The 16,174-nt window shown below is 44.9% G+C and carries 15 protein-coding genes; 11 read left to right on the top strand and 4 right to left on the bottom strand.

All coding sequences use genetic code 11. The features are described from left to right. Positions 1–108 precede the first annotated feature (108 nt). Complete coding sequence (gene ribA, locus ACEWB7_RS10540; RefSeq protein WP_004786979.1) at positions 109–711, bottom strand: GTP cyclohydrolase II; 603 nt, start codon at positions 709–711, stop codon at positions 109–111. Between the two features lie 311 nt (positions 712–1,022). On the opposite strand from ribA, the gene dxs reads away from it, so the two are divergent. The 8 genes from dxs (at position 1,023) to ACEWB7_RS10500 (ending at position 9,867) form a co-directional block, all read left to right on the top strand. Further along, entirely contained in the window at positions 1,023–2,930 is a 1,908-nt protein-coding gene (gene dxs / locus ACEWB7_RS10535; RefSeq protein ID WP_262738446.1) for a 1-deoxy-D-xylulose-5-phosphate synthase, read from the top strand. Positions 2,931–3,036: 106 nt separating this feature from the next. Next, complete coding sequence (locus tag ACEWB7_RS10530; protein ID WP_004786976.1) at positions 3,037–3,867, top strand: inositol monophosphatase family protein; 831 nt, start codon at positions 3,037–3,039, stop codon at positions 3,865–3,867. A gap of 529 nt (positions 3,868–4,396) precedes the next feature. Further along, positions 4,397–6,229: a DEAD/DEAH box helicase gene (locus ACEWB7_RS10525; protein WP_180011177.1), complete on the top strand. Its 1,833-nt coding sequence runs from the start codon at positions 4,397–4,399 to the stop codon at positions 6,227–6,229. A gap of 409 nt (positions 6,230–6,638) precedes the next feature. After that, positions 6,639–7,457, top strand: coding sequence for an ABC transporter ATP-binding protein (locus ACEWB7_RS10520; RefSeq protein ID WP_262738442.1), 819 nt, complete (start codon positions 6,639–6,641; stop codon positions 7,455–7,457). Continuing rightward, positions 7,454–8,233, top strand: coding sequence for a lipid asymmetry maintenance ABC transporter permease subunit MlaE (mlaE, locus tag ACEWB7_RS10515; RefSeq protein WP_004786970.1), 780 nt, complete (start codon positions 7,454–7,456; stop codon positions 8,231–8,233). Before ACEWB7_RS10520 ends, mlaE begins: the two co-directional genes overlap by 4 nt. Further along, complete coding sequence (locus ACEWB7_RS10510; protein WP_004786968.1) at positions 8,233–8,910, top strand: outer membrane lipid asymmetry maintenance protein MlaD; 678 nt, start codon at positions 8,233–8,235, stop codon at positions 8,908–8,910. Before mlaE ends, ACEWB7_RS10510 begins: the two co-directional genes overlap by 1 nt. A gap of 18 nt (positions 8,911–8,928) precedes the next feature. Next, the gene (locus ACEWB7_RS10505) at positions 8,929–9,564 is read left to right on the top strand and encodes a phospholipid-binding protein MlaC (protein WP_004786965.1); all 636 of its coding nucleotides are present in this window, start codon (positions 8,929–8,931) and stop codon (positions 9,562–9,564) included. A 12-nt stretch (positions 9,565–9,576) separates the two neighbouring features. Further along, positions 9,577–9,867, top strand: a complete 291-nt coding sequence (locus tag ACEWB7_RS10500) for a lipid asymmetry maintenance protein MlaB (RefSeq protein ID WP_180003286.1) — start codon at positions 9,577–9,579, stop codon at positions 9,865–9,867. A 323-nt stretch (positions 9,868–10,190) separates the two neighbouring features. Here the strand turns inward: ACEWB7_RS10500 and ACEWB7_RS10495 are convergent, their stop codons facing one another. After that, positions 10,191–11,204, bottom strand: a complete 1,014-nt coding sequence (locus ACEWB7_RS10495) for a CorA family divalent cation transporter (RefSeq protein WP_004786961.1) — start codon at positions 11,202–11,204, stop codon at positions 10,191–10,193. A gap of 152 nt (positions 11,205–11,356) precedes the next feature. Here ACEWB7_RS10495 and ACEWB7_RS10490 point away from each other — a divergent pair, with 152 nt between their 5' ends. Then, the gene (locus tag ACEWB7_RS10490) at positions 11,357–11,947 is read left to right on the top strand and encodes a TIGR00730 family Rossman fold protein (protein WP_034701503.1); all 591 of its coding nucleotides are present in this window, start codon (positions 11,357–11,359) and stop codon (positions 11,945–11,947) included. A gap of 28 nt (positions 11,948–11,975) precedes the next feature. Continuing rightward, positions 11,976–12,377 carry an NUDIX hydrolase gene (locus tag ACEWB7_RS10485; protein ID WP_262738436.1) on the top strand — a complete coding sequence of 134 codons (402 nt, stop codon included), beginning with the start codon at positions 11,976–11,978 and terminating at the stop codon, positions 12,375–12,377. A 1-nt stretch (position 12,378) separates the two neighbouring features. Here the strand turns inward: ACEWB7_RS10485 and ACEWB7_RS10480 are convergent, their stop codons facing one another. Together ACEWB7_RS10480 and recG are read right to left on the bottom strand one after the other, a co-directional pair. Then, positions 12,379–13,014: a ComF family protein gene (locus tag ACEWB7_RS10480; RefSeq protein ID WP_411580737.1), complete on the bottom strand. Its 636-nt coding sequence runs from the start codon at positions 13,012–13,014 to the stop codon at positions 12,379–12,381. Then, complete coding sequence (gene recG / locus ACEWB7_RS10475) at positions 13,001–15,046, bottom strand: ATP-dependent DNA helicase RecG (RefSeq protein WP_262738432.1); 2,046 nt, start codon at positions 15,044–15,046, stop codon at positions 13,001–13,003. Before recG ends, ACEWB7_RS10480 begins: the two co-directional genes overlap by 14 nt. Before the next feature lie 33 nt (positions 15,047–15,079). Between recG and ACEWB7_RS10470 the strand changes: the two genes are divergently transcribed. After that, complete coding sequence (locus ACEWB7_RS10470; protein ID WP_262738431.1) at positions 15,080–15,892, top strand: NAD-dependent epimerase/dehydratase family protein; 813 nt, start codon at positions 15,080–15,082, stop codon at positions 15,890–15,892. Positions 15,893–16,174: the final 282 nt, after the last annotated feature.

Below are 16,174 nucleotides of genomic sequence, written 5' to 3'. Positions count from 1 at the left end.
GATCTTATAAATCCCTCCAAACCTCCCTTTAAAAAAGGGAGGCTTCCCTATACTTATATAAAAGGAAATTTCCCCTCTTTGAAAAAGAGGGGGCAGGGGGAGATTCTTTTAAAAATCTTCCTTCTGATACATATGCGCCATACGCTCATGCTTGGTTTTGAGGTATTGCTCATTGAATGGATTCAGACCCACAGTGAGTGGTACACGGTCCACTACATTAATGCCTTGCTCTTTCAGTGCATCAATTTTTAAAGGGTTGTTGGTAATCAGGCGGACGGCTTTTACACCTAAGTGATCTAGCATGATGCTGCACATATCATATTGACGTGCATCTGCAGGTAAATTCAGCATCAGATTGGCATCGACCGTATCATGGCCCTGGTCTTGCAAGGCATATGCACGGATTTTATTGGTCAGGCCAATTCCGCGTCCTTCCTGACGTAAATAAAGAATGACACCGCGACCCACTTCATTAATCAGTTTTTGTGTTGCCTGGAGTTGAGGGCCACAGTCGCATTTTAATGAAGCAAAGGCATCACCGGTTAAACATTCAGAATGTACACGGACCAGCACAGGTTCATCACTTGGTTCTTCGAGGCCTTTGGAAAGCGCGACATGTTCTTCGCCAGTCTTAGGGTCTTGAAAAACAGTAATTTTAAATTCACCATGAGCGGTCGGTAATCTTGAAGTTGCGACAAATTCGATAGGCACAGCTGAACCCGTAAAATCCTAATAAAGTAGCTAAAGTATAGCGTAATGCTTAAACATTAGTAGAATTGCTCAGCTGAATTTATGAAGAACATTTTCTTTTTTGTAGAAAGCGAACGATAATAGTTGATAAATAGTAAGATTATTCAGGATAATCGTAGCCTGCAAATTTTTTACCCCGACGAGATCGCTGTTTAATATTGCATCGCTAGAAGCGTAGCTGAATTGAAGCTGCTACAATTCAACTATATGATCGGTTATTCCCCATTGACCTAGCTTAAGATTTTGCCAGGCTTTAGAAGGCTTTGCCATATATGCTGTATACAGAAATACCAACTCAACGCCCTGTAACACCGTTGCTTGATGCGATCGATCATCCTGAGCAACTGCGTGCACTCGAGCAAAGCCAGCTCACACAAGTGGCGGATGAGTTACGTCAATTCATTTTGTATGCTGCGGGTCAGAGTGGTGGACACTTTGGGGCCAATCTGGGTGTGATTGAGCTTACTGTCGCTTTACATTACTGCTTTAATACGCCACATGATCGCCTGATCTGGGATGTGGGTCATCAGGCTTATCCGCATAAGGCGTTGACCGGACGTCGTGAGCAGCTCACTACAATCCGTGCAAAAGATGGTCTGGCCGCATTTCCGGCGCGTGAAGAATCCGAATTTGATACTTTTGGGGTAGGGCATTCATCTACCGCAATTTCTGCTGGCCTCGGCATGGCTCTGGCACGCCGTTATCAGAACAATCCGTGCGAAGTTGTATCAATCATTGGTGATGGTGCCATGACAGCAGGTATGGCCTTTGAAGCTATGAACGATGCTGTGGCACATCAGGCTGACTTGATGGTGGTCCTGAACGACAATGATATGTCGATTTCATGTAGTACTGGTGGTTTTGCCAAGCATCTCGCTGCAATCTGGGAGCGTGGCGAATTCGTCAATGTGACTGAAGATGGTGAGGCTTATGTACAGCCGCATCCGGAATGGCTATATAACTCGCGTTTACATCAGGCTGCAACTGATGCTGCTGATAACCTGTTTAAAGCCATCGGTTTTGATTATTTTGGTCCTTATGATGGCCATGATGTTAAACAGCTGGTACATGTCTTTAAAGCCTTGAAAAAACGTAAAGGTCCGCGTCTAATCCATATCTATACCAAAAAAGGTAAGGGCTTTGCGCCAGCAGAATGTGACCAGATTAAATACCACGCCATTAGTAAACTCAATGCAGTTGCAGTCCCTAATCCAGCACCGAAATATTCGGATGTATTTGGACAATGGTTATGTGATGAAGCAGCACAGGATAAACGCCTATTGGCGATTACTCCGGCAATGTGTGAAGGTTCAGGCATGGTGCAGTTTGCCAAAGAATATCCTGAACGTTTCTTTGATGTGGCCATTGCAGAACAACATGCAGTAACGCTTGCCGCTGGCATGGCTTGTGAAGGTCTTAAACCGGTCGTCGCTATCTATTCAACTTTCCTGCAACGGGGTTATGATCAGTTGGTGCATGACGTGGCGTTGCAAAATCTGGATGTAACGTTTGGGATCGACCGTGCCGGTCTGGTTGGTGAAGATGGTCCAACGCATGCCGGTGCCTATGACTATGCCTATATGCGTACCATTCCGAATCTGGTGATCATGGCACCAAAAGATGAGAATGAATGCCGTCAGATGTTGCATACGGCTTATCTGTATCATGGTCCGGCAGCAGTGCGTTATCCGCGCGGGAATGGACTGGGTGTGGAAATCCAGAAAACCATGACCGAGATGCAGATCGGTCAGGCAGAATTGTTGCTCAGTCTGAACGAACAATATGATGAATATGTTTCGATTCTAGCATTCGGTAGTCGAGTTCAAGCTGCAGTTGAAGCTGCTCAAGTATTTGCCAGCAAGCATGATGTGGGTGTACGCGTGGTAAATATGCGTTTCATCAAACCACTGGATACCAAAATGTTAAACCAACTGGCCCATTCAACCAGCCTGTTTGTTACTGTTGAAGAACATGCAGTCATGGGCGGCGCAGGAAGTGCAGTGAATGAGTATCTGGCTGAAGCTCAAATTGTTAAACCAATCCTGAATCTAGGTTTAGCGGATAGCTTTATGGCACAAGCAACACATAGTCAAATGTTGCAACAGGCAGGACTTGATAGCCAAGGCATTGAAAAATCAATCAATGAAGCCTGGTCAAAGCGTCCTGTTATAAACGCTTAAAAAGTTTCGACACATTTTTTCCCAAAAAGCCCGGATATTTGCTAAAATATGCGGGCTTTTATGCATTATTCTTTATCAGTATCTTCAAATTTGTAGTGGGTGTTCAATGGAACCTATGGTGGTGATGGCTGCGCGTGCGGCTCAATTAGTTGGTCAAGAGCTTTTAAAAGCGCATCAAAATCGTCATAAACTCGATCTGCAAGTCGAAGAAAAAGGCATTGATGGTCCGGTAACGCGTGTAGATCGTTATCTGGAACAGTTGACCATCGATACTCTACGTAAAAGCTATAAAAATCACAGTTTCCTTGGTGAAGAATTTGGTCTGCAAGAAGGTAAAGGTCACGACGCTGATTGGTGTTGGGTGATCGATCCACTTGATGGCACACTAAACTTTATCAACGGTTTTCCGCATTTCTGTATCTCTATCGCAGTTCAGCACAAAGGTGTAACTCAACACGGTGTTATTTATGACCCGGTGAAAGATGAGCTATTCTCTGCGAGCCGTGGTCGTGGTGCGATGCTGAACCAGCGCCGTATCCGTGTAAATGTTAAAGACAGTCTGAACAATACTTTCCTGGCAGTAGGTCATGCTTACCGTACTAAACGTAATGGTGAAGTAGTCTCTTATGCCAAGAATCATTTTGATGCATTGCTCAATGTGACTGAAGCAGGTGCACAATTCCGTCGTGGTGGTTCAGCTGCCTTGGATCTGGCTTATGTCGCTGCTGGTCGTCTTGATGGTTACTTCGAGCTTGGCTTGAAACCTTGGGATATTGCAGCAGGCGAGTTAATCGTGAAAGAAGCGGGCGGTACTGTGGTTGATGCGCGTGGTGGTAGCGATTCTATGGAAAATGGTCAAGTTTTGGCTTGTTCAATGAAAATGCTGAAACCTCTTATGCAAGCAGTTGTTCCTGCTTGGGGTGAGGCAGCGAAATAATCGGGTTTAATGCCGTAAATCGAATATTAAAAAGGTATCTCTCGGGATGCCTTTTTTATTTTTTGAAAATAATTACGGGATAAATATCTTCATATTTAGATGATTCACAGCCTTGATAAAAAGAAAATTGACCAGCTGGAGAATTAATTACATTTCTTTTCTTGTTTAAGTCTTAGAAATTGATGAAGAAATTAGCAGTTAAACAAAATAATCTGAAAAGCGGATGACTTTATGAATAATCCTGCTATAATCTGCGCACGCACTTAATTTCTGTTCGTCACCTGAACATTTCTCTTCTTATCATTGTGTATGCGCGTGCGGTCCAAAGAGAGGACGATATCTCGCGCCCCAATCGCTAAAGCGATTCCTTCAGGTTATGCCGTAATCATGCGTGCGTTATATCACATCGTCGTTACTCGGATCGCCGCTGAATCATCTCTTTTCAGCGTTTAATTGCTGTACCGCTTTTTGTCGATGTCCATTTGACTTTATTTTTAATGGAGCACCCAATTTCCGGGTGGAATACTCTATGAGCAAAACTTTTGCTGAATTTTCTTTGCATGAATCGTTACAACAAGCCCTTCAAGGCTTAGGTTTTACTACTCCGACTCCTGTACAAGAACAATCTATCCCTGCTGCACTAGAAGGTAAAGACCTTTTAGTATCTAGTCAGACAGGTTCGGGTAAAACCGCTGCGTTCCTTCTCCCAACTTTGAACGCGCTTGCTAACCAAGATACTTTCGTACCATTTAAAGAACGTATGAAAGCGGTGACTCAACCGACTATTCTGGTGATTTCACCAACTCGTGAATTGGCACAGCAAGTATGTCAAGACGCGATCGCATTTGTACGTCATATGAAAGGTGTTCGTATTGCTGCAATTATGGGTGGTATGCCTTTTGGTAAACAAATCCAGCAGTTAAAAGGTGCACAGGTTGTTGTAGCAACTCCAGGCCGTTTACTTGATCTTGTTAACCGTCGTCAAATCAAACTTGACAAAGTTGACTCGCTGATCGTCGACGAAGCTGACCGTATGCTGGATCTTGGCTTCTCTGAAGACCTAGAAGCAATCGGTGACTTGGCTGCAAACCGTAAACAAACACTGATGTTCTCTGCAACTTTCGCTCCACGTATCATTACGCTTGCTGAGCGCATGATGAATGAGCCAGAGCGTATTGCAATTGAAACTGGTCACTCTACCAATACTGACATTACCCAGACTTTACACTGGACTGATGGCTTTGAGCACAAGAAAAAACTTCTTACTCACTGGTTAAACGAAGAAGACGTTGATCAGGCAGTGGTCTTTGCTTCTACTCAAGAAGATACAGATATGCTGGCTGAAGAACTTGCTGAAGCAGGTTTGTCCGTTGTTGCTCTACATGGTGCGATGCCACAAACCGTTCGTAACCGTCGTCTGCGCAGCATCCGTGAAGGTCGTGCAAAAATCCTGGTTGCAACTGACGTTGCAGCACGTGGTCTTGACGTACCGACAATCTCTCACGTGATCAACTTTGGTCTTCCTATGAAGAACGAAGACTATGTACACCGTATCGGTCGTACAGGTCGTGCGGGCCGTACTGGTAAAGCAATTACTTTAGCGACTTATCGTGAACGCGGTAAAATCCGTGCACTAGAAGACTTCCTTGAAGCTCGTCTAAACGTATCTGAAATTGAAGGTCTTGAGCCATCTCCACCTCCTGCACGCGGTAGCCGTGATGGCGCTGGTCGTGGTCGTGGCGGTCGTCGTGATGGTGGTCGTGGCTTCGGTGGTGGTCGTCGTTTCGAAGGCGAGAGCAATTTCAAACGTCGTGAAGGTGGTGATGACCGTCCACGTCGTAGCTTCGATGACAAACCTCGTGGCGAACGTCCTGCGTTCGGTGGCGAAGATCGTCCACGTCGTGACTTCAACAGCGATCGTCCACGTCGTGAAGGCGGTTTCGGTGATCGTCCACGTCGTGACTTCAATGAAGACCGTCCACGTCGCGAGTTTAACAATGATCGCCCACGTCGTGACTTCGGTGACCGTCCTCGTTTCGAAGGTAATGATGACAACCGCGGTAACCGTGTAGATTACAAACCACGTCGTGAAGGTTCTTTCGGTGACCGTCCTAAACGTGATTTTGGTGATCGTCCTGCTCCACGTCGTGAAGGTGGTTTCGGTGACCGTCCTAAACGTGATTTCGGTGATCGTCCAGCACGTCGCGAAGGTGGTTTTGGTGATCGTCCAGCGCGTTCATTCGGTGATGACCGTCCAAAACGTGACTTCGGTGACCGTCCAGCGCGTCGCAACTTTGATGACAAGCCACGTGGCGAGCGTTCATTCGGTGAAGATCGTCCACGTCGTAAATTCAATGACTAATTGAATAACGTCTGAAATAAAAAAACCAGCCTGAGTGCTGGTTTTTTTATGCATTGATTTTTTGTTTTTTCAGCATAAAATGCCTAATTCATCAACTTTTTCTGGGTTTATGATGATCCGTAATCTGAAAGCGTCTTTTTATAGTCTTTCATATTATTGAGGGGTACATGTCCTACATTGCGGTAACTTTGCTTTCGTGCAATCTGATTTATTATGTATATCGTTTTTTAAATGGATCATAGTCTGTTAAAATCGCGTCGAAATAAAATTTTTGATTACTAGAAATATATGGCCAGGCATGGAGCATTATGTTTTCCATGAACTTGACCCTTCATTTTCAAATGCTAACATGTTGAACTTCGTTCTTTTGTCATATGCATGCTGAAAAAATGCAGGAATAAACTCAGCTATGAAAAATCAAACAGCGCAGGATCCTCAGTCTTTGATTGAAGTCAAGAATTTGAGTTTCAAGCGGGGTGAGCGTGTAATTTATGACGATGTCAGTTTAAACATTCGTCGCGGACAGATTACTGCCATTATGGGACCTTCCGGAACTGGTAAAACTACTTTGTTGAGATTGATCGGTGGGCAACTGACGCCTGAACAGGGTCAGGTTTTACTGGACGGTAAAGATATTGCCAAGATGTCCCGTTCCGAGCTTTTTTCTGCACGTGCACGTATGGGGATGCTGTTCCAAAGTGGCGCTCTGTTTACTGACATGAGCGTCTATGAAAATGTTGCCTTTCCGATTCGTGCGCATACCAAATTGCCTGAACATCTGATTGCTGAAATCGTGGCTTTGAAACTCGAGTCAGTAGGACTACGTGGGGCAGAGCAAATGATGCCTTCAGAGTTGTCTGGCGGGATGAATCGCCGGGTGGCTTTGGCTCGCGCGATTGCACTGGACCCGGAGCTGATCATGTACGATGAACCTTTTGCCGGGCAGGATCCGATTGTGATGGGAGTTTTGACCCGGCTGATTCGCTCTCTACGCGAAGCACTAGATTTAACTACGATTATTGTTTCGCATGATGTAGCAGAGACTTTATCGATTGCCGATTACATTTATGTAGTCGCAGAAGGCAAAATCCAGGGTGAGGGCACAGCAGAAGAATTGAAAAATCATCCTTCAGCCTTTGTGCAGCAGTTCCTGACTGGTTCGGTTGAAGGCCCGGTAGATTATCAGTTTAGTCATCAGGCTTATTTAAGTGGTGAGGTACGTTCATGAATGCCATTGCTGCCTTAGGTAGACGCGTTATTGAACGTGTTCAGGGGATTGGTGTTGCAACACTGATGCTGTTGCAGATTCTCTTTTCCATGCCGACCTGGCTTGGAGTAAAGCTGTTTGTTTATCAGATGTATCGGGTCGGGGTGCTGTCCCTCTTGATCATTGCGGTATCTGGCCTGTTTATTGGTTCGGTACTCGGTTTGCAGATGTATACCATCCTGTCGACATTCGGTAGTGAAGCGATGCTTGGTACTGCAGTAGCTTTAACCTTGTTACGTGAATTGGCACCTGTGGTTGCTGCCTTACTATTTGCGGGTCGTGCCGGTTCTGCCTTAACTGCCGAAATTGGTCTGATGAAAGCGACCGAGCAATTGTCCAGTATGGAAATGATCGGGGTAGATCCCTTAAAACGGGTGATTTCGCCACGCCTTTGGGCCGGTATTTTTAGCTTGCCAATGCTCTCTGTAATCTTTGCTGCGGTCGGGATTATGGGCGGAAAAATGGTAGGCGTTGATTTTCTGGGTGCAGATGAAGGCGCATATTGGAGTGGCATGGAAAGTACCGTGCGATTCTATAAAGATGTCCTGAATGGCACCATTATCAAGAGTTTTGTTTTCGCATTAATTTGTACCTGGATCGCGGTTTATCAGGGTTATGCCTGTGAACCAACATCAGAAGGTATCGCAACTTCTACAACACGTACGGTCGTCTATTCTTCGCTGTGCGTATTAGGTTTTGATTTCGTGTTGACTGCGGTCATGTTCGGAGGTATTTAATGAAATCACGTACTAGTGAGCTGGCCGTTGGTGTTTTTGTCATTCTTTTCGGTATCGCCCTGTTTTTTTTGGCGATGCGTGTCAGCGGTTTGGTAGGCACCAATATTTCTGATAGCTATCAGATGACAGCGACTTTTGAAAATGTAAATGGCATCAAGCCACGCGCTAAAGTTGCTTTAAGTGGGGTGAAAGTCGGTCAGGTTGATAAAATTACGCTGGATCCGGTGACCCGTTTAGCCACTGTCCATATGACGCTGGATGGCTCTCTGACTTCTTTTAATGCCGAGCAGCTCAAGCAGGTTCAGCAGGAAGCATTGGAAGAGTTACGTTATAGTTCAGACTATACCGCAGCCGATCCTGCGCAACAAAAAACAATGGAAAAACAACTATTAGATAACATGAAATCCATCACCAATATTGATGAAGATGCTTATATTATGGTAGCAACAAATGGTTTATTGGGTGAAAAGTATCTGAAAATTATTCCAGGTGGCGGTCTGACTTACTTGAAACGTGGTGAGCAGATTGCGAACACTCAAGGCACCATGGAAATTGAAGATTTAGTGACGAAATTTATTACCGGTGGTGCCGGAAAATCGTCAGATAGTCAGGAAAGTGCCTCAGAAGAAGCTGCATTTTCAGAAACAACAGATGCAGAACCTGCATTTGTTGAATAACAGATTGAGGAGATTTGAGTGAAGACTTTAGTAAAACAAACGCTTGCTGCAAGCATTCTTTCAACAATGGTTGCTGGTACAGTGTTTGCTGCACCGTCTGAAGCCCCGCCTGCTTTTATTAAAAGAGTTGCAGACAATTTGATTGATCGTCTTAAAACCGATCATGCCAAATTGCAGAACAATCCTGCGCTTGTGAAAACGATTGTTCGTCAGAACCTTGACCCATATATCGATTCCCAATCGTTTACCCGGATTGTGATGGGGACTTATGCGACCAATCAGTATAGTACTGCGGCGCAGCGTGCACAGTTTGAAAAGAACTTCCGTGAAACCCTGATTGAAAATTATGGTACGGCTTTCTCTAAGTTCAGTAACCAGACTTACAGCGTTCGTCCTTATAAGGCAACTAACAGCAAAAATCCTGTAGTGACCATCGACTTTAATAACAAAGGCGAGAAAATTCCGGTTGCCTTCCAGCTGGTTGATAAAGGTTCACAATGGAAAATCCGTAACATCAATGTTTCTGGTATTGACTTGGGTCTGCAGTTCCGTAACCAGTTTGCGGCTACAGTAAAACGTAATGGTGGTAACTTGGATAAAGCCATTGCCAACTTTAAGCCAGATGCTGAAGCGGCGATTGACAAGAAAAAATAAGATAGGTGAGCTGTGATTCAATTCAATAATCAGGAACTGCAGGTTTCAGGCAAGATTGACGCTGACAATGCGCAGAACTATTACCTAGATGGTCTGCGCTTCATTCAGTCACAGGACAAGTTTCCTGTGGTAGTTAATCTGGCTGGACTTGAGCAGGGTAGTACTTTGGCTTTGGCAGTTCTGGTGCGCTGGTTGCGCCAGACCCCGCAAGCACGAGGACTACAGTTTAAAGCGGTTCCTGAAAAAATGATGAAGATCATTCAGGCCTGTCATTTGCAGGATGATTTACAGATCATTCAGTAAATAAAAAAGCACCGAAAGGTGCTTTTTTATTGCCGGTATATTTTAAAAAAGTTCCTCCCTTTCTCAAAGGGAGCTTAGGAGGGGTTAGTTAATTAACCTCTCCCTAAAGGAGAGGGAACTTGTATTTTAAAAAAGTGGAGAAATGGGCCTGGACTCGAACTTTAAGCAAATATTGGAAGTCTTTTCTCTCTGAGCGAGATTTAAAGCACTGCCTTAAATCTAAGCACAAGAGAGTTAATTCTCACCTCACCCTTGAGCAGCAGTGCTGCACATCACCTGAAAAGAGAGGGAAATTCCTCCCTTAGGAGAAATTAGGAGGGATTCTAAATCCACTTCTTCCATCTAAAGTAAATAAGAGGCCCAATCAAAAAGCCCATAATAATAATGCTCACCATCACAAAGCTCATCGAACCTTGAGCGAAGGGCAAGACATCAGTATTCATCCCGTAAATACTGGCAATCAGCATGGGTGGCGCAAGCATACTCGGTAAAATCGAGAAGCGACGGATCGTATCATTCTGTTCAGTGTTAATGAATCCGGACGTGGTATCCAGCAAGAAGCGGACTTTCTGGAACAGGAAGGCATCATGCTCGACCAGTGAGCGGACGTCTTCACTGAGTTCTCGAATATCCGCATCATAAATATGACTGCCTAAGGCTCGTGGACGTGACAGGAAGGTAAGTACCCGTCGTAAATCGATCAGACACAGCTGAGCTTTTCCGAGCATATCTTCCAGTTGAGCCAGACGGGTAATCATGTCGTCCAGATCCAGGATCTGTTCACGATGCCGGTTATTCAGCACTTCGGTTGAGTATTTTTCCAGATCCTTATGTACGTCTTCCAGAATATCGGCCAACTCATCCAGTTTGGCCTCGAGCAAACCCAGCAAAATCCAGGTTGGATCTTTATAGTCAATATCATAATCATTGCGACGCGCACGGGCACGAAAGGCCCGGAAAGCTACCAGTTTTTCACCGCGTAGGGTAAAGAGCCGGTCTTTATGCAAAATGAAAGCGACTGTCTGAACCGTTGCGAGGATGCTGGCATCATCCTCATGTTCACTTTCGACCTGATAATTTTTATTTTTCGTTAAGAAATAGGTACTGATGTGCAAAATACCGTCATCATCACGGTAAAATCGGGCACTCGAAGAAATATCTTCCAGAGATTTTAAGGTGGGTAGGTTTTGCTCATAGGCATCCAGAATCCATTGCTGTTCTTCTTGTGAAGGCGCAATTAAATCTATCCAAACCAGTTCCGGATGCAGGTCGAAATCACCATTGATGGTGGCATCTTCTAGGCTACCGCGCTCTGTGGCGTAAAAGGCTTCAAGCATGCTGTCTTTTCTCCCTTGCGCAGTATGTTAATCTAAATGCGTGTATTTTAGACAAGGAATTGAATAAAAACACTGATTGTGCAGTTATTTTTGAAAAAAAACTCTCAGGCGCTGCCTGCGTACTATATACCGGCAATGCAATGGTGAAAATGATGAATTCTATCGCAATTTTCTGTGGCTCAGCGCTAGGTTCTGAACCTGGTTATAAACAAATTGCCGAAAAGGTAGGTCAAACCCTGGCAAAAAGACAGCAAACACTGATTTATGGTGGTGGTCGTTCCGGATTGATGGGCATTGTAGCGGATAGTGCCTTAGCTGCAGGGGGCGAGGTCATTGGTGTCATTCCAAGACCCCTAGTGAATCGCGAACTGGCACATCCGCATATTACCAAGCTGTATGTGGTCGATAATATGCATGAGCGTAAGACCAAAATGTCAGAACTCTCCGATGGTTTTATTGCCATTCCGGGTGGGGCTGGAACGCTCGAGGAAATTTTTGAGCAATGGACTTGGGCACAGCTCGGGATTCATAAAAAACCTTGTGCTTTTCTCAATGTCGATGGCTTTTATGATGATTTGCTGAAATTTATTCAGATGACTACAGACAAAGGTTTTACCAAGCCACGTTTTACTGAATCCCTGATCGTAAGTGATGACTTCGAAGAAATTTTGCAGAAATTTCAAGACTACCAGCCGCCTGAAGCAAAATGGGGTATGGTTGATCAGGAAGATCTCGTAAAATAAGTATTTCCTATTTGATCGTTCCGAATTCATGAAAATTATTACTGTCGCAGCTGCCATTATTTTGAATTCAGATCAGCAGCTGCTGGTGGTTCGTAAGAAAAATACTGACTGTTTTATGCAAGTGGGTGGTAAGCTGGAACCGGATGAAACACCTGAATGCACCATGCTACGTGAAATTCAGGAAGAAATTGGCTGTCAGGCTGAGATCCAGCAATTTATCGGGTGTTTTAAAACACAAACTGCCAACGAACCGGATCATCAACTGGTCAGTTATGTTTATCTGGTGCAATTAGATGGCGAACCACATATTGAAGCTGAGATTGCCGAGATGAAATGGGTGGACCTGAATCAGGAAGATGTGAAACTTGCACCACTGACCAAAGAAATTGTCATGCCTTGGGTTAAAAAGAACTTACTGGCACCAGCCTAATTTAAAGTTTAGCTCCTGCTAGACAGGCGGCATAAATCTGCTGACAGCCCAGTTTTTCCAGTTGCTGGCTTAAAGCTCGAATTGAGCTACCCGTCGTGACCACATCATCAATAATTAAAACCTTACGATAACGAAATTTTGAAGAGGTAGTGACTCTGAACTGGGCTTCAATATCTTCGATACGTTCCAGACGGCTTAAGCCTTTTTGTGAATGTTGATTGAGTCGTTCAATGGGCTGCCAGATGGGAACTTGTAAGTGTTTGGCAACATGCTTGGCCAGTAATAGGGATTGATTATAGCCACGTTCGACCAGCCGTTCGGTTGAAATCGGCATAGGCACCACTGCGCTGACTTTAGGAAATTTTAAGGTCAGTAATGCACCTGCCAATAATGGTTCCAGATGCAGCTTTTGCTCATATTTAAATAATTGAATCAGGCGATCCATTGGGTAGGCGTAGTCACACGCCACTTGAAACTGCATTTCCTGATGCTGAATAGTCTGATGTGCCCAAGGTAATTGCTGCCAACAATCCTGACAGACAGAATGCAGGTTTTGATAATCTGTCTGGCATAGCTGACAAGGCTGTAAACGATTCAGCCAGTGTTTTCCCTGTTGGAGCAGCTTAAACATAGGCATAGCGTGGAGCCTCGGGTAGCCAGCGTTTTAATAATGCATCTGCCTGTTTCGGATAATCTTTTAACATCTGCTGGGCGACATAATGCGCCTGATTCAGCAAGTGATCATCACGTTCCAGTTTGGCTACACGGAAACCCATATCACCGGTCTGTTTGGTTCCTAACAATTCGCCGGGACCACGTAATTCCAGGTCTTTCTCGGCAATGATAAAACCATCATTGGTTTCGCGCATGATGCGCAGACGTTCCTGACCATTTTGTGACAATGGATTTTTATAAAGCAGGGCACAGAAGCTGGCTTTAGCACCACGACCCACCCGGCCACGCAGCTGATGTAGTTGTGACAGGCCAAGCCGTTCGGCATTTTCAATCACCATAATCGAAGCATTCGGGACATCGACCCCAACTTCAATCACGGTGGTGGCAATGAGTAGCTGCAGTTTATTGTCTTTGAATTCCTGCATGACTGCCTGTTTTTCATCAGCTTTCATCTTGCCATGTACCAGACCGATATTCAGTTCAGGAAAGCGTTCCTTGATCTCGGTAAAGGTTGCTTCTGCAGCTTGGGCATCCAGAGTTTCCGACTGTTCCACCAAAGTACAGACCCAATAAGCCTGTTTACCCTCAGCACAATTCGTGGCAATACGTTGCAGAACCTCTTCGCGACGATCCAGCGGAATGGTCACAGTCTGGATCGGAGTACGACCCGGTGGCAATTCATCAATAATCGAAGTATCCAGATCGCCATAGGCTGACATGGCAAGCGTGCGTGGAATCGGGGTTGCGGTCATCACCAATTGATGCGGCGACATGCCATCCAAGCCTTTATTTCTCAAGGCTAGGCGTTGATCGACCCCAAAACGATGCTGCTCATCAATAATCACTAAGCCCAGTTTGGCAAACTCGACATTTTCCTGAAACAGGGCATGTGTGCCCACCACCAGATGCGCGCTGCCATCACGGATTACTTGTTCTGCTGCTACACGCGCTTTACCTTTCTGTTTGCCGGAAAGCCAGGCAATATTTAAACCGAGTGGTTCGAACCAGCGCTTGAAGTTGAGGTAATGCTGTTCGGCCAGAATTTCAGTTGGCGCCATCAGCGCGACTTGCCATCCTTCTTCTAGGGCATGACAGGCTGCAACACCGGCAACCAAAGTTTTACCTGCGCCCACATCACCCTGCACCAGACGCAGCATCGGTTTATTCTGTTTCAGGTCTATAGCAATTTCCTTAGATACGCGTTTTTGCGCACCGGTCATTTCGAAAGGCAAACCGGCCAAAAGCTGTTTGGCATAGGTCTTACTTGGAGAAAATGAAGGGGCTTCAATCTGCTGAATAAAAGCACGCCGGGTCAGCAAACTGATTTGATGTGCCACCAGTTCCTCAAAAATCAGACGCTGCTGTGCCGGATGTGAGCCTTGAGTGAGCTGCAACATATTGGCGTCCAATGGCGGATGATGAATATATTCCAGTGCCTGCTTCAGGCCATAACCATTGCTAAATTTTTGTGGCAACAGTTCAGGCAAATCATCACTGTGCAGTTCTAGTGCCTGTTTAATATATTCCCGCAGCTTGGGCTGAGTCAGTCCTTCGGTTGCCGGATAGATCGAGGTGAGTTGGGTATGGGGTAGAGGTGTATATTCAGTAATGACTTGCAGCTCTGGATGATACATTTCCAGACCACGGGCGCCGACTCGCACTTCACCAAAGACTCTTAAACGGTTACCGAGCTTGCAGCGATCGGTAATGCCTTTATAAATATGATAAAAGCGCAAAGTGACTTTGCCAGAATCATCATCCAGTAACACTGCCATGGACTTACGTTTACCAGGTGGGAAGTCAATTCCTTTCACGACACCTTCCAGCAAATAGCTGCGTCCCACCGTTAATTGATTCATGGGAATGATCGTGCTACGGTCTTCATAGTCACGTGGTAGATGAAAAAGCAAATCATCAGTATTAAAGATATTTAGTTTTTCGAGTAAAGCAGCGGCGGCATTGCCAACGCCTTGTAACTGATGGACTGCAGCCATGTCCCCTCAACCAGGTCTGTGATTCGGTGTCGAATGCATATTTTATTTATTGGTTATGGTAAAACATCCGAGCGGGTAGCTAAACAATTATTTGAGCAAGGTCATCAAATTAGCACAATTAGCCAGAGTCCCAAAACAGATTCATTCGCAACTCATCTGATTCAGGATGTGCATACTCTAGATTTAAGTGCAGCCGCTTCGATTGATTGGGTCTATGTGTTACTCAGTCCCAAACAGAGTGGTGTCGAAGCCTATCAGCACATTTATCTGGATTCGGTTCAGCCAATCGTCACTGCCTTGAAATCCCATCCGGTAAAAAGAATTGTGGTGGTTTCATCAACCCGGGTTTATGGACAGAATGCAGGTGAAAGCGTGGATGATGAAACTGAAATTCATCCGAATGATGCTCAAGGTGAAATTCTGCATCACATGGAACAGGCGTATCTCGCGGCTTATCCTGATCAATGTACCATTATCCGCCCAAGTGGAATTTATGGGACTTCTGTGGCACGTATGCAGAAAATGGCAACCTCAATGATCAGTTATCCAAATCTGCACTGGTCGAATCGTATTCATATTGAAGACTTATCACGTTTTCTAGCTCATATGATTCACGTGGAACATCCTGATTCTTCATATATTTTGACTAATAATCAGCCACAACTTTTGCATGAAGTCTTGCAATGGTTTCAGCAGCAGATGGGTTTATTTATATTGAAAGTGGAAAGTGACAGGGTGACGGGTAAAAAGCTGTATGCCACAAGAATGGAAAAGATAGGCTTTGAGTTAGAGCATCAGGATTGTTTTCAGGATTATTTAGAGTTGATGAATAAGACTGATTTATAAATTTGGAAGTTCCTCCTCCCTCTGGGAGGAGGTTAGGAGGAGGGTTTTTTTAAAATCACCTCTCCCTTGCGCAGCAGTGCTGCTCATCTCCTAAAAGGAGAGGGAATATTTATCATTTTTATTAATTCTCAAGCAAAAAAAGAGAGGCCAAAACCTCACTGCTGTCCCATAGTTTGCTTTAAATAAAAAAACCTGAGTCCTAACAGTTAAAATATGAGTGCAAACAAACACTTTAACGACCAGGATTCAGGTTTTGTCACATCAGAATACCGTATTTCATGA

The sequence above is a fragment of the Acinetobacter sp. NIOH-H-8 genome (assembly GCF_046635365.1).
In the GTDB taxonomy this organism is placed as follows: Bacteria; Pseudomonadota; Gammaproteobacteria; order Pseudomonadales; family Moraxellaceae; genus Acinetobacter.
This window is presented reverse-complemented; position numbering and strand designations above follow the sequence as displayed.

What these genes read in the sequence shown, in the direction of transcription:
- dxs (WP_262738446.1), top strand. Translation starts at nt 1,023, where the DNA reads ATGCTGTATACAGAAATACCAACTCAACGCCCTGTAACACCGTTGCTT.
- ACEWB7_RS10530 (WP_004786976.1), top strand. Translation starts at nt 3,037, where the DNA reads ATGGAACCTATGGTGGTGATGGCTGCGCGTGCGGCTCAATTAGTTGGT.
- ACEWB7_RS10525 (WP_180011177.1), top strand. Translation starts at nt 4,397, where the DNA reads ATGAGCAAAACTTTTGCTGAATTTTCTTTGCATGAATCGTTACAACAA.
- ACEWB7_RS10520 (WP_262738442.1), top strand. Translation starts at nt 6,639, where the DNA reads ATGAAAAATCAAACAGCGCAGGATCCTCAGTCTTTGATTGAAGTCAAG.
- mlaE (WP_004786970.1), top strand. Translation starts at nt 7,454, where the DNA reads ATGAATGCCATTGCTGCCTTAGGTAGACGCGTTATTGAACGTGTTCAG.
- ACEWB7_RS10510 (WP_004786968.1), top strand. Translation starts at nt 8,233, where the DNA reads ATGAAATCACGTACTAGTGAGCTGGCCGTTGGTGTTTTTGTCATTCTT.
- ACEWB7_RS10495 (WP_004786961.1), bottom strand. Translation starts at nt 11,204, where the DNA reads ATGCTTGAAGCCTTTTACGCCACAGAGCGCGGTAGCCTAGAAGATGCC.
- ACEWB7_RS10490 (WP_034701503.1), top strand. Translation starts at nt 11,357, where the DNA reads ATGAATTCTATCGCAATTTTCTGTGGCTCAGCGCTAGGTTCTGAACCT.
- ACEWB7_RS10485 (WP_262738436.1), top strand. Translation starts at nt 11,976, where the DNA reads ATGAAAATTATTACTGTCGCAGCTGCCATTATTTTGAATTCAGATCAG.
- ACEWB7_RS10480 (WP_411580737.1), bottom strand. Translation starts at nt 13,014, where the DNA reads ATGCCTATGTTTAAGCTGCTCCAACAGGGAAAACACTGGCTGAATCGT.
- recG (WP_262738432.1), bottom strand. Translation starts at nt 15,046, where the DNA reads ATGGCTGCAGTCCATCAGTTACAAGGCGTTGGCAATGCCGCCGCTGCT.
- ACEWB7_RS10470 (WP_262738431.1), top strand. Translation starts at nt 15,080, where the DNA reads ATGCATATTTTATTTATTGGTTATGGTAAAACATCCGAGCGGGTAGCT.